Source organism: Paenibacillus amylolyticus (genome assembly GCF_050990605.1).
In the GTDB taxonomy this organism is placed as follows: domain Bacteria; phylum Bacillota; class Bacilli; order Paenibacillales; family Paenibacillaceae; genus Paenibacillus; species Paenibacillus amylolyticus_H.
In genome coordinates this window covers 5,144,623-5,158,470 of sequence record NZ_CP158832.1, presented here as the reverse complement: position 1 = coordinate 5,158,470, position 13,848 = coordinate 5,144,623, and the positions used below count along the sequence as shown (strand labels likewise).

Annotated in this window: 12 protein-coding genes; all 12 read left to right on the top strand. The window is 46.5% G+C overall.

Annotation, left to right across the window (positions count from 1 at the left end):
* Nucleotides 1–3: 3 nt before the first annotated feature.
* A complete protein-coding gene (locus ABTV53_RS22725; protein ID WP_433746783.1) occupies nucleotides 4–1,065 on the top strand; it encodes an LLM class flavin-dependent oxidoreductase in 1,062 nt (353 codons plus the stop codon).
* A gap of 39 nt (nucleotides 1,066–1,104) precedes the next feature.
* Complete coding sequence (locus tag ABTV53_RS22720; protein WP_433746781.1) at nucleotides 1,105–2,331, top strand: amidohydrolase; 1,227 nt, start codon at nucleotides 1,105–1,107, stop codon at nucleotides 2,329–2,331.
* Nucleotides 2,332–2,658: 327 nt separating this feature from the next.
* Nucleotides 2,659–3,519 (top strand): diaminopimelate epimerase, encoded by an 861-nt coding sequence (locus tag ABTV53_RS22715; protein WP_433746778.1) that lies wholly within the window; start codon nucleotides 2,659–2,661, stop codon nucleotides 3,517–3,519.
* Between the two features lie 43 nt (nucleotides 3,520–3,562).
* Nucleotides 3,563–4,357: an SAM-dependent methyltransferase gene (locus ABTV53_RS22710; RefSeq protein ID WP_433746775.1), complete on the top strand. Its 795-nt coding sequence runs from the start codon at nucleotides 3,563–3,565 to the stop codon at nucleotides 4,355–4,357.
* Nucleotides 4,358–4,413: 56 nt separating this feature from the next.
* Nucleotides 4,414–5,715, top strand: coding sequence for an opine metallophore biosynthesis dehydrogenase (locus ABTV53_RS22705; protein ID WP_433746772.1), 1,302 nt, complete (start codon nucleotides 4,414–4,416; stop codon nucleotides 5,713–5,715).
* A gap of 215 nt (nucleotides 5,716–5,930) precedes the next feature.
* On the top strand, nucleotides 5,931–7,559 hold the full coding sequence (cntA, locus tag ABTV53_RS22700; protein WP_433746769.1) for a staphylopine-dependent metal ABC transporter substrate-binding lipoprotein: 1,629 nt from the start codon (nucleotides 5,931–5,933) through the stop codon (nucleotides 7,557–7,559).
* A 78-nt stretch (nucleotides 7,560–7,637) separates the two neighbouring features.
* Nucleotides 7,638–8,570 (top strand): nickel/cobalt ABC transporter permease, encoded by a 933-nt coding sequence (opp1B, locus tag ABTV53_RS22695; RefSeq protein ID WP_433746766.1) that lies wholly within the window; start codon nucleotides 7,638–7,640, stop codon nucleotides 8,568–8,570.
* Nucleotides 8,570–9,457 carry a staphylopine uptake ABC transporter permease subunit CntC gene (cntC, locus tag ABTV53_RS22690; protein WP_433746763.1) on the top strand — a complete coding sequence of 296 codons (888 nt, stop codon included), beginning with the start codon at nucleotides 8,570–8,572 and terminating at the stop codon, nucleotides 9,455–9,457. The genes opp1B and cntC overlap by 1 nt, the downstream gene beginning before the upstream one ends.
* Nucleotides 9,438–10,247, top strand: a complete 810-nt coding sequence (gene cntD, locus ABTV53_RS22685) for a staphylopine uptake ABC transporter ATP-binding protein CntD (RefSeq protein ID WP_433746760.1) — start codon at nucleotides 9,438–9,440, stop codon at nucleotides 10,245–10,247. Before cntC ends, cntD begins: the two co-directional genes overlap by 20 nt.
* Complete coding sequence (locus tag ABTV53_RS22680; RefSeq protein ID WP_433746757.1) at nucleotides 10,248–10,994, top strand: ABC transporter ATP-binding protein; 747 nt, start codon at nucleotides 10,248–10,250, stop codon at nucleotides 10,992–10,994. It begins immediately after the preceding gene.
* A 13-nt stretch (nucleotides 10,995–11,007) separates the two neighbouring features.
* On the top strand, nucleotides 11,008–12,201 hold the full coding sequence (gene cntE / locus ABTV53_RS22675; RefSeq protein WP_433746754.1) for a staphylopine family metallophore export MFS transporter CntE: 1,194 nt from the start codon (nucleotides 11,008–11,010) through the stop codon (nucleotides 12,199–12,201).
* A gap of 29 nt (nucleotides 12,202–12,230) precedes the next feature.
* On the top strand, nucleotides 12,231–13,463 hold the full coding sequence (cntE, locus tag ABTV53_RS22670) for a staphylopine family metallophore export MFS transporter CntE (RefSeq protein WP_433746751.1): 1,233 nt from the start codon (nucleotides 12,231–12,233) through the stop codon (nucleotides 13,461–13,463).
* The last annotated feature ends 385 nt before the right edge of the window (nucleotides 13,464–13,848 follow it).

Here is a 13,848-nt window from a genome sequence, read left to right as displayed (position 1 = left end):
GATATGAGTATTCGTGTGGGCATTTTGGATCAGACCCCAATCTATGAAGGGGAAACGGCGGTGGATGCTTTTCGGCATACGATTGAGCTGGCACAGCGGGCAGAGCAGCTTGGATTCCATCGGTTCTGGGTATCGGAGCACCATGATTCCGGGCATGTTGCAGGTTCCTCCCCGGAGGTACTCATCTCCCACTTGCTTGCACATACGAAGCGCATTCGTCTGGGGTCTGGCGGAGTGATGCTCCAGCATTACAGTCCATACAAAGTCGCCGAGAATTTCAATATCCTCGCAGCACTCGGACCGGGAAGAGTTGACCTGGGAATTGGTCGTGCTCCAGGTGGATTACCGCGTTCGACTCAGGCGTTACAGGAAGGTATTCAGGGTGCGGCATCTCTTCAAGAGAAAATTGTTCAGGTGAAGCGATACATCCATAATGAACCACATGCAAATTCAGCTCATCCACTTGCGGGGCTTACTGCTTCTCCTGTGTCGGACATTCCAGCGGAGCTGTACGTGCTTGGAGCCAGTGTTGATAGTGCGGGCATGGCTGCGGAACTGGGACTTCCATATGTCTTTTCACTGTTCATTAACAGTAATATCGAGGTAGCGCTTGAGGCCATCCGTGTATATCGTGAACAATTCGATCGTTCCCAAGGACGAGAGCCCTACGCTGCACTGGCGATATCCCTGATTGTGGCGGAGAGTGAGGAAGAAGCGGAAGGGCTTGCGAGTGAACATATGCTGGTGAAGATCCATCTGGAGAGTGGAAAGGTGTTGACGGTCGGTTCTGTGGAACAGGCGGAGGAGTTCGGACGTCAATCCAACGAGAGCTATCGGATCGAGATTCTTGAACCAAGCGTGACCCGGGGCACGAAAGAAACCGTAGGTCAGGCACTGCTGAAGTTCCAGCAGGATTTTGCCGTGGAAGAGTTCATTGTGACTACAGCGACACGGGACTTTGCCAAGCGAATTCGTTCATTCGAATTATTGCATGAAATTCTGGCAGAGCAGGGACTAAGCGAATATGCACTGGAATCCAAGACACAGGAAGCAGCAATCGGATAGAAGTAGTACAGTGAATATATACGAATGGGAGGCCATGGGATGAAAAGTGATCTGGAACAGCCCAAGCAGCAGGCTGAAGCGCAAGTACAGGGACACGAGTATGAGCTTCACGGTGAACAGGCGGAAGAATTCGCGGATCGTTTAATCACCATTCGGCGACACCTGCATCGTAACCCGGAATTGTCCGGTGAGGAAAGGGAAACGACGGCAGCCATTCGCAGCTGGCTGGAAGAGGAAGGTGTCCGTATTGCAGACGAATATGTGCTGCGGACAGGGCTTGTCGCTGAAGTAGGCCAAGGAGACGGACCTGTTGTTGCCCTAAGAGCGGACATCGATGCGCTGCCCATTCAGGAAGAGACAAAGCTGGAATTTGCCTCGCAGTTGGCTGGAAAGATGCACGCTTGCGGACATGACGCACACACGGCGATTCTGATCGGTGCTGCACGTTTACTGAAACAGCGCGAGTCCACGCTTCCGGGGAAAGTACGCTTGTTGTTCCAGCCATCGGAGGAAAAAGCAACGGGTGCACGGCAAGTGATCCAGAGCGGCGCATTATCCGATGTTCGGGCCGTATTCGGGTTGCATAACAAGCCTGATCTTCAGGTGGGTACGGTAGGCATTCGGGAAGGCGCATTGATGGCGGCCGCAGACGGTTTTGTTGTCAAAGTGGAAGGTATAGGCACCCATGCAGCCGTGCCGGAAGCAGGCATTGATCCGATTGTGGTTGCCGCACATATCGTTACGGCTCTTCAGGCGATTGTGAGTCGTAATGTAGGGGCACAGGAGAGCGCCGTCATCAGCGTTACCAAGCTCCACAGCGGCACAGCCTGGAACGTCATTCCGGATGAAGCGATACTCGATGGCACAGTACGTACCTTTGATGAGAAAGTGCGTGCACGGATTCGCGAGCGTTTCAATCAGGTGGTGGCCGGTGTGGCGGCAGCTTATGGCACACGGGCTACGGTTCGCTGGATTCAGGGACCACCTGCCGTGGTCAACGATGCGTCTCTCGCATCTGCGGCGGAGCAGGTTGCAAGTGAGATTGGATTAAATCGCGTTAGACCGCTGCCTTCTCCAGCAGGGGAGGACTTCTCTTTTTATCAAAAAGAAGTTCCAGGCCTGTTCCTCTTCCTGGGCACCTCTGGCCCGCATGAGTGGCATCATCCTGGCTTTGATGTGGATGAACGAGCATTGCCGCTGGGAGCACATCTTCTGGCTGCATTAGCTGAGCAAGCATTGCACAATGTGCACGCATATCAAGAGTGATAGGTACGATGAATCTCTGGTCCTATCCAGATCGAAACGGTTCCGTTCTGCGGCTACCGTTTTTTGTATTTCTTTTTATAGCAAGAGCGAGGTAGAAACACCAATTCGCTGAATCTTAACAGACGGAGTATTTATGTAGGGTTGGCTCAGAAGCGTCAGCTCTGTTTGGGTTTTCTTACAGAAGGGAATGAAAAAGCGAATGAGGTGCAGTTTTTTTATAATGGAAATATTTGTTGACGCTCCCCAAAAGGATGTGCTATATTTTTCTCGACCTTTAATCGTAATAATTACTATTAGATAAAAAGTAGAACAGGAGTAGTCGCTGCGATGAAACAGGAGATCGATTTTATTAAGTTCAGTCCCACCCAAAACATGACGATTCTGGTTAAAACGGATCATGTAGCCGAGCAATACAGTCATATTGCTACCCGTCTAATGTCGTATGATAACGTTTACGCCGAGCAAGTGGGATTCATTGAACCAACGAGGAGACCGGAAGCTGTGGCACGTCTGGAAATGGCCGGAGGAGAGTTCTGTGGCAATGCCTGTATGGCACTTGCAGCACACCTCGCATCTGAAGAAGGACTTGCACAACAGGAGTCTATGGACATCATGCTGGAGGTTTCCGGAACCGATCAATTGATCATATGCCATGTGAAGAAGCAGCAGAATGAATACAACTGTCAGGTAACCATGCCGGTACCGAAGCAGATTGAACAACGAACAATCCGGTACGAAGGCATCGAGCTCGATATGGTAATCATCCGGTACGCTGAGTTCATCCATATCGTGATTGAAGTCGATGACTTCGACGATACGATGAAGAAGAGGGCACAGACCCTTGCAAGGTTACTTGGATTAACCTTGGGAGATAAGCTGATCGGTATCTTGTTATATCAATCACACTTGGAAGAAATGGCCCCACTCATCTATGTTCCGGAGCTCGATAGTCTGATTTGGGAGAGAGGATGTGGCTCGGGTACGGCCTCCGTGGGAGCTTATCTCGCATGGAGTCAGCAGAGACAGATTACGCAGTATATCAAGCAGCCCGGTGGTGCGATCAAAGTAGCGGCCCAGTGGAATGGCGCAGAACTTGGGAGTATTACGATTGAGGGATCGGTTGGCATCGTGGCTCAGGGCAAAGCCTTCATAGATGCTCCAGCAGAATGGAGCGTTGTAAACGCATGAGGTACATGACACATGATCAATACAACGTATAGGGGGAAGAGAAATGATCACATTGGTCCATTTTCAGACATGTTTGAGTGAATTTGCAGAGAAATTCGATAAGCTCGCGAGCAAGTATGATCATACGATTCAGCATAGTGCAGAACTGGAGGCTGTGATTAATGACTACTCCCGCTTTGTGACCGATCAGGAGAATAAGGCAGCATGGGAACAGTTGGAGCATTCGGAACTGGAAGAACTGGATTCGCTTATATGGCAGTTAAGAAATAAATCCGCCCAGTGTGTGGCGATCATGGAGAAATATCGTGCATTGAAGTTAGAGAACGGGGATGTGCAGATTGCCGATTATTTCAAAAACATAGAAGAGTGCATCGATAAAGAATTCGGCAGCTTTCATGTCACCTCCGATTCCAACGTATTGTTGGTAGGCTCCGGTTCCTTCCCCATGACACCATTACTGATCGCCAAGCGAACAGGTGCACAAGTCGTCGGGATCGATATTGATGAAGAGTCCATTACACTCGGGCGAAAAGTGGTGGAGACACTGGGAACGGACTTGAAGATTCGTTTGGAGTCAACATTGCTGGAGGATCTGGATTATACCAGGGAAGCAACCCATATCATTTTCAGCTCTACCGTGGCCCCTAAATATGATCTGCTTGATCAACTGCATGCCCTGACGAATGCACAGGTCGTTGTAGCCATGAGATATGGTGATCAGTTGAAGTCCTTATTCAACTATCCCATGAGAGAGACGGATAACAGCAAGTGGAAACTGGTGGACAAGATCCTGCGCCCGGATGATGTGTTCGATATTGCGTTGTATCAAAAAGCATAGCCATCCAAGTCAAACCGAATGGAGTCCAGATTGAACTTTGAAATAAGGAGGCTTATATGAGCAATCTTCAGCGAATTCTGATACTCGGAACCGGGCCAGCATCCATTCAGCTTGCTGTAACGCTTAAAGACCATCTCAACTGCTGTATAGGCATTGCGGGGAGACAATCGGTTCGTTCAGCATCGATATTTGCAGCTCTCGATGAGAGCAATCAACGTATTCAGGTCAGCATTCAAAATGAGAAACATCAATCACTCGCAGGTGAATGTTTCGTTGATCATGTGTTCAAGGGATATGACACCATTGAGGGCGAATGGGATACACTCATTTTTGCTGTAACAACGGATGCGTATATCGATGTATTGGAACAAATGAAAAATGAATTCATTAAACAACTGAAATGTATCATTCTGGTTTCTCCAACATTTGGGTCGAATCGACTCGTGACCCATTACATGAGAGAGCGGAATGCAGAGCCGGAAGTGATCAGTTTCTCTACCTACCTTGGAGATACCCGTTGGATGCACGAACATCCGTCCAATCATGTGATTACTACAGGGGTCAAGAAAAAAGTCTATATCGGTTCCACTCGTTACCCGTCTGAACAGGTCAGTAAGCTATGCCAGGTGTATGAGCGTTTGGGTGTTGCGCTGGAAGTGATGCGATCTCCATTGGAGGCGGAAACGAGAAATATTTCGTTGTATGTGCATCCGCCCTTGTTCATGAATGACTTCTCATTAGAAGCCATCTTTGGAGCATCAGATATTCAGAAATACGTATACAAGATGTACCCCGAAGGTCCAATTACACAAGTTTTGATACGGGATATGCGGGCACAGTGGCAGGAGATTATGAATATTACAGAACGACTTGATATTCAGGGAGTCAACCTGCTTCAATTCATGACGGATGACAACTATCCGGTTCGATTAGAGAGTATATCACGCCAGGATATCGAGAATTTCAATCAACTGCAGGTCATTCATCAAGAGTATTTATTATACATACGATACACCTCCTTATTGATTGATCCATTCTCGGAACCCGACACGGCAGGGAAATATTTCGACTTTTCAGCAGTCCCATTCCGTCAAACGTTCATGAACCGCGAAGGGGAACTGGACATCCCCCGTATGCCCAAGGAGGATTACTATCGCATCAAAATCATTCAGGGCATTGCCAGACATCTGGATGTGAGCTGTCCAACCATTAATCAATTCATCGCTACATATGAGGCGAAGCTTCAGGAAGTAGCTGACGCACATCCGAATCAGCGGTTGTCCGATGCCTTTGTGATCCAATCCTTTGACGAGGATATCCGCATGATCTGCACCGGACTTTCAAGTAATAGGGTCTAGTTATATTAATTTAAGTAAGTTGAATTTAGTTTTACACAATAACGAAGAGGACAGAAAAAACCTGAAGAAGCGAAGCGCTCGCCTTTATCACCGAAATGCTACCTTTAGGAGATAGATTAAAGAAATTCGGGGATAACAGCGATCGGAAGGTTGTTCTGTCATCGAAGTGGCAAGTGTAAATTTTTAGTTTTGCTTACTAATCAGGAGGAAATGTTGTGAAAAAGGGTCTTACTTTTACATCCATACTATTGCTGGTGTCTGCCATTGCGCTGCTCGCCGGATGCGGACAGAGCACAAAAGAGAAAGAGAGCGCCCAAACGGAGCCTGCCAGTAGCAAGGTACAAACGGAACTTATCTATGCTTCTGCCAAAGATATTAACGATATGAATCCCCATCTGTATCCCGGCTCGATGCCTGCCCAAGGGATGGTATATGAGTCTTTGGTTGAAAACACGGTCGATGGTATCAAGCCTTTGTTGGCGGAATCATGGGATATTTCAGAAGATGGAAAAACCTATACGTTTCATCTGCGCAAAGATGTGAAATTCCATGATGGCGAGCCTTTTAATGCAGAGGCAGTTAAACAAAATTTCGATGCGGTTCAGGCCAATGCTGAAAAACATGCATGGATTAAGCTGTCCAGCAAAATTGTAAGCACGAAAGTTGTGGATGAATATACAGTGGAATTGGTGTTGTCGGAGACCTATTACCCAACACTGGTTGAATTGTCGATGACCAGGCCCTATGTATTTTTATCGCCCAAGGATTTCAAGGATGGGGGAACCAAAGACGGGGTAAATGGTTATAACGGGACAGGGCCCTACAAGCTTACAGGACATAAAATCGACGAGAATGCTACCTTTGAAGCGAATGAAGCCTACTGGGGTGGCGCACCTGAAATTAAGAAAATCACATCCAAGGTTCTACCGGCAGGAGAAACGACATTCCTGGCGTTACAAAAAGGTGAGATCAACTTTGTATTTACGGATGATCGGGGGGCAGACAGCATTGATATTGAAGCGATGAATCAATTGGCTGAGTCTGGCGATTATCAAATCGTTCGAAGTGAACCTATGAATACGGCCATGATCGTAGCCAATAGTAGCAAAATGGATAGCCCTGTTCAAGATCAAGCTGTTCGTGAAGCCGTATGGTATGGTATCGACCGGGAAAGCATCAGTAACGATATTTTTGATGGAACCCAAACGGTAGCGGACAGCTTGTTCTCATCCAATGTAAATTACGCGGATGTTGACCTGAAAAAGCGCAATTATGATCCGGAAACCGCGAAAGAAATTTTGGAGAATTCAGGTTGGACGCTGGCGAATGGTGAAGCTGTGAGAACGAAAAATGGTAAGCCTCTAGCCATGAACTTGTATTATGACAGCAATTCCTCTTCCCAAAAAACACAGGCAGAATTTATCCAAAATTCGTTAAAAGGAATAGGGATGCAAGTGGAAATTGTTGGAGAGGAGTCCACTTCCATCGCAAACAGAAGGTCAACCGGTGAGTATGATTTATTATTCAATCAGACCTGGGGACTGGCGTACGACCCACAGAGCACAATCTCTGCGTTTACTTCGGATGCATCTTATAAACATACGACTAGCGGCCTTCCCCAAGCAGAGGAATTGTATAAAAAAATTGAGGAAGTCATGGTGTCAACAGATGAAGAAACAAGAAGAGCGTTATATACGGATATTATGAAAATCGTTCATGACGAAGCGGTATTTATTCCTCTTACCAACGGGCGTGTCACGGTAGTGGCTCCCCAAAGTCTAGATGGAATTTCATTCAAGCAGACTCAATATGAATTGCCATTTGAGCAGATGAATTTTAAATAGGAATGACTTCAATAGGGGGGAGAGTAATCCCTCCCTTTATTTGTAAATAACTTGAATTCGCCCGAAAAGGAGATGGATATGGGAAGTTATATCGTCAGAAGAATATTACTGGCCATACCTTTGCTGATCATTATTTCATTTATAACGTTTGTTTTAATTAATCTCTCTCCTCTGGACCCGGCCGTAGTGGTCTTGCAGGCACAGGACGTTCCCCAGATCACAGATGAATTAATCGCCCAAACCAACGAAGCATTAGGATTCGATAAACCGTTCATGATCCAGTATATAAACTGGATGATTGCCGTATTGCAGTTTGACTTTGGCAACTCCTATGTATCGGGTGAAACCGTATGGTCTATGGTAGGTCCGGCCTTTCTGAATACGCTAAAGTTAACACTGGTCTCATCCATTTTTATTATTGTGTTATCGATCCTCTTGGGCGTGATCTGTGCCATGAGAGAAGGGAAAGTCATCGATAAATCGGTAAGAGGCATCTCCTTTTTCCTCACGGCAATGCCATCCTATTGGCTTGCGGCAATCATGATTTGGTACTTTTCTGTCAAATTGGATCTGTTGCCAACCAGCGGGATGGACTCCTACAAAAGTTATATCCTCCCGGTTATTGTGATTACGGTAAGTTACACGGGCATTTATTTTAGAACAGTGCGAAGTTCCATGTTAAGCAATCTGAATGAGGACTATGTGCTCTATGGAAGAGCCAGTGGATTAAGCGAGAAAAAAGTGACCATGCATATTTTAAGAAACTCACTGCAAGTGGCGGTGTCAATATTTTGCATGGCGATTCCCATCGTGCTCGGGAGCACGGTCGTCATTGAAAATGTGTTTGCATGGCCGGGACTTGGGAGACTCAGCGTGCGATCGATTCTAAGTCGGGATTTCCCGATTATTCAGGCATATGTTTTGATTTTGGCGGTAACGTTTGTGTTGTTTAATACACTCTCGGACATTATCAATGCTGCGATGAATCCCAGGTTGAGAAAGGATATCTGATGAGAATATTGAAAAATTTGAGCAAAGACAAGCTGGCTATTACATCATTGGCGATTATCGTGTTCACTATTGTTGCTGGCATATTTGCCCCTTTATTTGCACCCCATGACCCTGAGGCAGTGAATATGAAGCTTCGTTATGCATCCTCATCCTGGACTTACCTGTTAGGGAATGACCACTTGGGCAGATGTGTTTTATCCAGGCTCATCTACGGCATTCGTCCCAGTGTTTTATGGGTTTTGGTTGCATTGATTCTGTCCGTTTTGGTTGGAGCTGTTGTCGGATTTATCGCGGGTTACTTTAAGGGGAAAACAGATGCTTTGATTATGAGGATCTGTGATATCATGCTGTCCTTCCCTGGATATGTCATGACCTTGGCAGTAGTCGGCATTTTGGGTTCAGGGCTGGAAAATATTTTAATTGCCTTTGTATTCATGAAATGGGCATGGTTTGCCCGCGTCATTCGAACCTCTGTGATGCAGTTCTCCGAAATGGATTATGTGAAATATGCCAAAGCCTCTGGTACGCCCAATCTGAGAATTATAACCAAGCACATTGTTCCGGTTACATTTGCCGATATCGCGGTGATCTCAAGTGGTTCCATGTGTTCGATGATGCTGCAGATCTCGGGGCTCTCTTTTCTCGGACTTGGCATTCAGGCTCCCCATGCTGAATGGGGCATGATGTTAAACGAGGCAAGGGAGGTCATGTTCTCCAGACCTGAATTAATGTTGGCACCTGGCCTGGCTATTGTCATTGTGGTGTCCGCTTTTAATTTTCTGTCGGATGCACTCCAGGTTGCTTTGGATCCCAAATTAATGACCTATCAAGGCAAGGTTCGCAAGAAAGAGGTGGGAAAAACGGTTTATGAATATAGTAGAGGTTGAAAACTTGAAAGTATGGGATACACGTACGGGTAAAGTTATTATTCATGACAGTTCATTTCAGGTAAAGCAAGGAAGCTGTCTGGCCATTGTGGGGGAGAGCGGGAGTGGCAAGTCCGTGACGTGCAGATCTATTATGCGACTGAATAAAGCGTGGCTTCAGCAATCTGGAACCATTTTATTCAAAGGTGAGAATCTGAACCAGCTTACGGAAAAAGAGATGAGAAAAAAAAGAGGGAGAAATCTCTGCCTGATTTTGCAAAATGGCATGAGTGCATTCGATCCTTCCTGTGTGATTGGTGTCCATATCCGGGAGACACTTCAGGAGCACTTTGGCTGGAATACCCGGGAGATTGAGCGGAAAATAAAAAATGCCATGGAAAGCGTGATGTTGAAAAATCCGCAAGACATCCTGAATCAATACCCGCACGAGCTGTCTGGGGGAATGCTGCAGCGAATCATGATCGCGCTGGCACTTGTGTTAGAGCCAGATCTGATTATTGCGGATGAACCGACAACAGCGCTGGATACGATCTCTCAGTACGAGGTCGTTGAACAATTGATTCAATTACGCGAACGTATGGGATGTTCCATGATGTTTATATCACATGATCTCGGTGTGGTGCAGAAAATTGCGGACGAGGTTATGGTCATGAAGGACGGAGCTATTGTCGAAAGAGGAGACATTCAGTCCGTGTTTTCAGAACCGGAACATGCATATACCCAATATTTAGTGTCTACCCGACTGGAGCTGAGCAACCATTTCAAGAAATTGATGCAGGAGGGGTTATAAGTGCTGAAGGTGGATGGCATTGAGAAATCCTATAGACAGAGCGGGCTATTTTCCAAACAAAGGCAGCAGGTTCTGAAGAATGTAGCATTTGAATGCTATCATGGTGAATGTTTGGGCATTATCGGTGAAAGTGGAAGTGGCAAGTCCACCTTGGGAAGGTTGATCCTGGGCATTGAAAAGCCGGACCGGGGAACCATTTTGTTTGAGGGGAAAAATGTGAAGGATCGAAGCGTAAGAATGGGAAACATCAGTGCGGTATTTCAAAATTATACGTCTTCCATTAATCCGTTTTTTACCGTTGAAGAAGCGATCATCGAGCCCCTAAAGGCTCAAAAAAAGGTTCAGCAACATATGCAAAGCAAGGTCGATGAGTTGTTATATCAAGTTGGATTGGACCCGTCCTACAGACGGAAATATCCTCATGAATTATCGGGAGGAGAGGCTCAGAGAGTATGTATTGCAAGAGCCATCTCCACTGCACCGAAATGTATTTTATTGGATGAAGCCATCAGTTCTCTGGATGTGTCTGTTCAGATCCAGGTGCTGCAATTGTTAAAACAATTAAAGGAAATCTACAAGATGAGCTATGTGTTTATCACGCATGATATTCAGGCGGCAGCCTATATTTGCGACAGGGTCATTATTTTCAGAGATGGGCAGATTGAGGAAATGGTTCCGATTGGGCAGCTCAAGGATGTCCAGTCCGAATATGCGAAGAAATTGTTGAAGCATTTAATTACATTTTAGGGGGAAACCCATTGTGAGTGGAGCGATGTCTTGGCCTTTTCTGCGTTTGTACATACTGGTTCTTCTATATTTTAGTGCAAATGCTATTCTCAATGTAATTATCCCTTTGCAGGGGGAATCCCTGGGCGCCAGCAGTACAACCATCGGGCTAATCATGGGAGCCTATATGTTCACAACGATGTTTTTCAGGCCATGGGCAGGTCATATCATTCAAAAACAAGGGCCGATCAAAGTATTGCGCTTTATCCTGATCGTCAACGGTTTTGCCCTGATTTTATATACGTTTACGGGACTCGGTGGCTATTTGGTGGCTCGTATTTTACAGGGGGTATCGACCGCTTTCTTCTCCATGGCGTTACAGATCGGCATTATCGATGCCCTGCCGGAGAAAGATCGTTCCCAGGGCATTTCATATTATTCGTTATTTAGCTATATACCGGGCATTGTGGGTCCTGTTCTTGCATTGGGAATTTGGCAGACCGGAGGAATGGATTATTTTACAGTGGTTCTGATTGGTATTGCCATCTGTACAGGCGTGTTTGGATATAGCGCCAAAATGGACAAGAGCACGGAGCAGCCTGCCGAAAATGTTCCTGCTCAGAACGTAGGCGTATTCCAATCCTTTAGTGAGTTGGTCAAAAATCCGTTCCTGTTCAAATGTAGTGTATTGATGCTTAGTGCCTCCGTTGTATTCGGAGCGGTTACGACCTTTATTCCTTTATATGCCGGCCAACTGCCAAGCGGTAATGCGGGTATCTATCTGATGCTTCAAGCAGGAACCGTTGTGCTAGCCCGGATTATGCTTCGGAAAAGAATCCCTTCGGATGGCAAATGGCACGCTCCATTTATCATGGGAACAATGTTTCTTTTGGCAGTGGCTGCGCTGTGTGTAAGCTTTTCGATAACAGGAGGAGCTGTTTTTTTCTATGTGGGGGCGATTTTGATGGGAATAGCTCAATCCATCCTGTATCCGACGTTAACCACCTATTTATCCTTTGTGTTGCCACAGCTTAATCGAAATGTGCTGATTGGATTATTTATAGCGACGGCAGATTTGGGCGTTTCACTGGGCGGTGTCGTTATGGGACCCGTCGCTGATTTCTCCTCCTATTCATTTATGTACATGATGTGTGCTATCCTAGGAGCGGTGATGATCGTTTTTGCCTATGAACGGCGAAAACCCGTGACAGGTGCATCTGTGAGTTAACTGCCAGACGAGAAAGTGGTGACAAACGTTTGAAGTCTTCGGTGACGGCAACATCCAATGGAAAATTAAATCCGGTATCCTTTTCGTTTATCCGGTTTTATATGCTGGCTTTTTTGTTTTTTGCGGCTAATTCAGCCTTGACGATTATTCTGCCTCTGAGAAGCGAAGCCGCCGGATTGAACCAGGCTGAGATTGGTCTGATGATGGGGGCATATATGTTCACCTGTATGCTCCTGAGACCTTTTGCAGCGCAGCTGCTGGGTAAGCATGGGCCACTTCGTGTGATGCAATGGCTATTGCTTTTACATGCCGGGACGCTGCTGTTATTTGTTGTTTTTGGTGTGGAGACGTATCTGTGGTTGCGAGCCCTGCAAGGGGTGGCTACAGCCTTTTTCTCCATGACGATGCAGGCAGGCATTGTAGAAAGATTGGAGGACAAGGACCGGGCACAAGGGCTGTCCATGTACACCCTGTTTACGATGGTTCCTTCTCTGGTCATTCCAATCCTCGCCATACAAATCTGGGAAAATGCCAGTGATCTGGCGTTTACGCTGCTGATGATCGGGCTGGCGGCTTTGCCACTTCTGATCGGATACAATGTGGATCTGCCCCGGAGTACTGTGCAGAACAAATCGTATACCTTGGGTGATATGCTGCGTTCATTCGGCGGTATCTGGCGTAGTACGCCACTGCTGATCAGCAGTGTGGTGATGCTTTTTGCTTCATGCGTTTTTGGGGCAACAGCGACCTTCCTTCCCCTGTATATGATATCTACCGGAATGGCGAGTGCAGGGGTATTTCTGACGATACAGGGATTGGTTGTGATCCTGTGCAGGTTTATTTTGCGAAAAAAAATTCCGTCCGATGGCAGCTGGAATACCTGGCTGATGGCAGGATTAATGCTGTGTGCAGCACTGGGAACCCAGTTGCTTAGTCTATTGGAGATTATCGGGCCACTGGTGTATCTTTCTGCGGTGTTTAGCGGCTTTGCCCTGGCATTGTTGTACCCGACATTAACCACATATCTGTCTTTTGTGCTGCCTGCGGATTCCAGATATGTACTCATGGGGATCTTCATGTCATCCTATGACCTGGGATTCTCTCTGGGTGGACTGGCGATGGGGTTCATTGTGCAGGTGAGTTCGTATTCGACCATGTTTATGATCTGCACGCTCTTCTCTATTGCAGCGATGATTCTGGTGCTGGTGTTCAGGCAACGGATGGAAGCGGGGAATAAGGCCAGTTCTGTGGTTTCTGTATAGATTGAACGAAAGAACATTTACACGGATCACTCCGATGACAGAACAACCTTCCGATCGCTGTTATCCCCAGATTTTTTTGATTCCTTTTTATAAGGTTAAATCCGGGGGGAGCGTATGCTTCCGAAGTAGCTTTCTTGCAGAAAGCTTTTAGGCGAGTGTATGCCTTCCGAAGCAGCTTTCTTGCAGAAAGCTTTTAGCTCCGCTTCTTCAGGTTTTTTCTGTCCTCTCCGTTTCGTGTAAATGTTCAGTTCAATCTATATAGTTTTGTTGAATATGTCCCGGTACAGGCGTACTTCTAATTTATATTGATAGTTCCGCTGTCTAGCCTATCCCGCATGTAGTGCGAATATTTACAGAATCCCCGAACGAGAAAGCCCAATTCTTT

Coding starts and splice junctions, on each gene's coding strand:
- cntC (WP_433746763.1), top strand. CDS start 8,570: ATGAGAATATTGAAAAATTTGAGCAAAGACAAGCTGGCTATTACATCA.
- ABTV53_RS22715 (WP_433746778.1), top strand. CDS start 2,659: ATGAAACAGGAGATCGATTTTATTAAGTTCAGTCCCACCCAAAACATG.
- ABTV53_RS22720 (WP_433746781.1), top strand. CDS start 1,105: ATGAAAAGTGATCTGGAACAGCCCAAGCAGCAGGCTGAAGCGCAAGTA.
- ABTV53_RS22725 (WP_433746783.1), top strand. CDS start 4: ATGAGTATTCGTGTGGGCATTTTGGATCAGACCCCAATCTATGAAGGG.
- opp1B (WP_433746766.1), top strand. CDS start 7,638: ATGGGAAGTTATATCGTCAGAAGAATATTACTGGCCATACCTTTGCTG.
- cntD (WP_433746760.1), top strand. CDS start 9,438: ATGAATATAGTAGAGGTTGAAAACTTGAAAGTATGGGATACACGTACG.
- ABTV53_RS22705 (WP_433746772.1), top strand. CDS start 4,414: ATGAGCAATCTTCAGCGAATTCTGATACTCGGAACCGGGCCAGCATCC.
- ABTV53_RS22710 (WP_433746775.1), top strand. CDS start 3,563: ATGATCACATTGGTCCATTTTCAGACATGTTTGAGTGAATTTGCAGAG.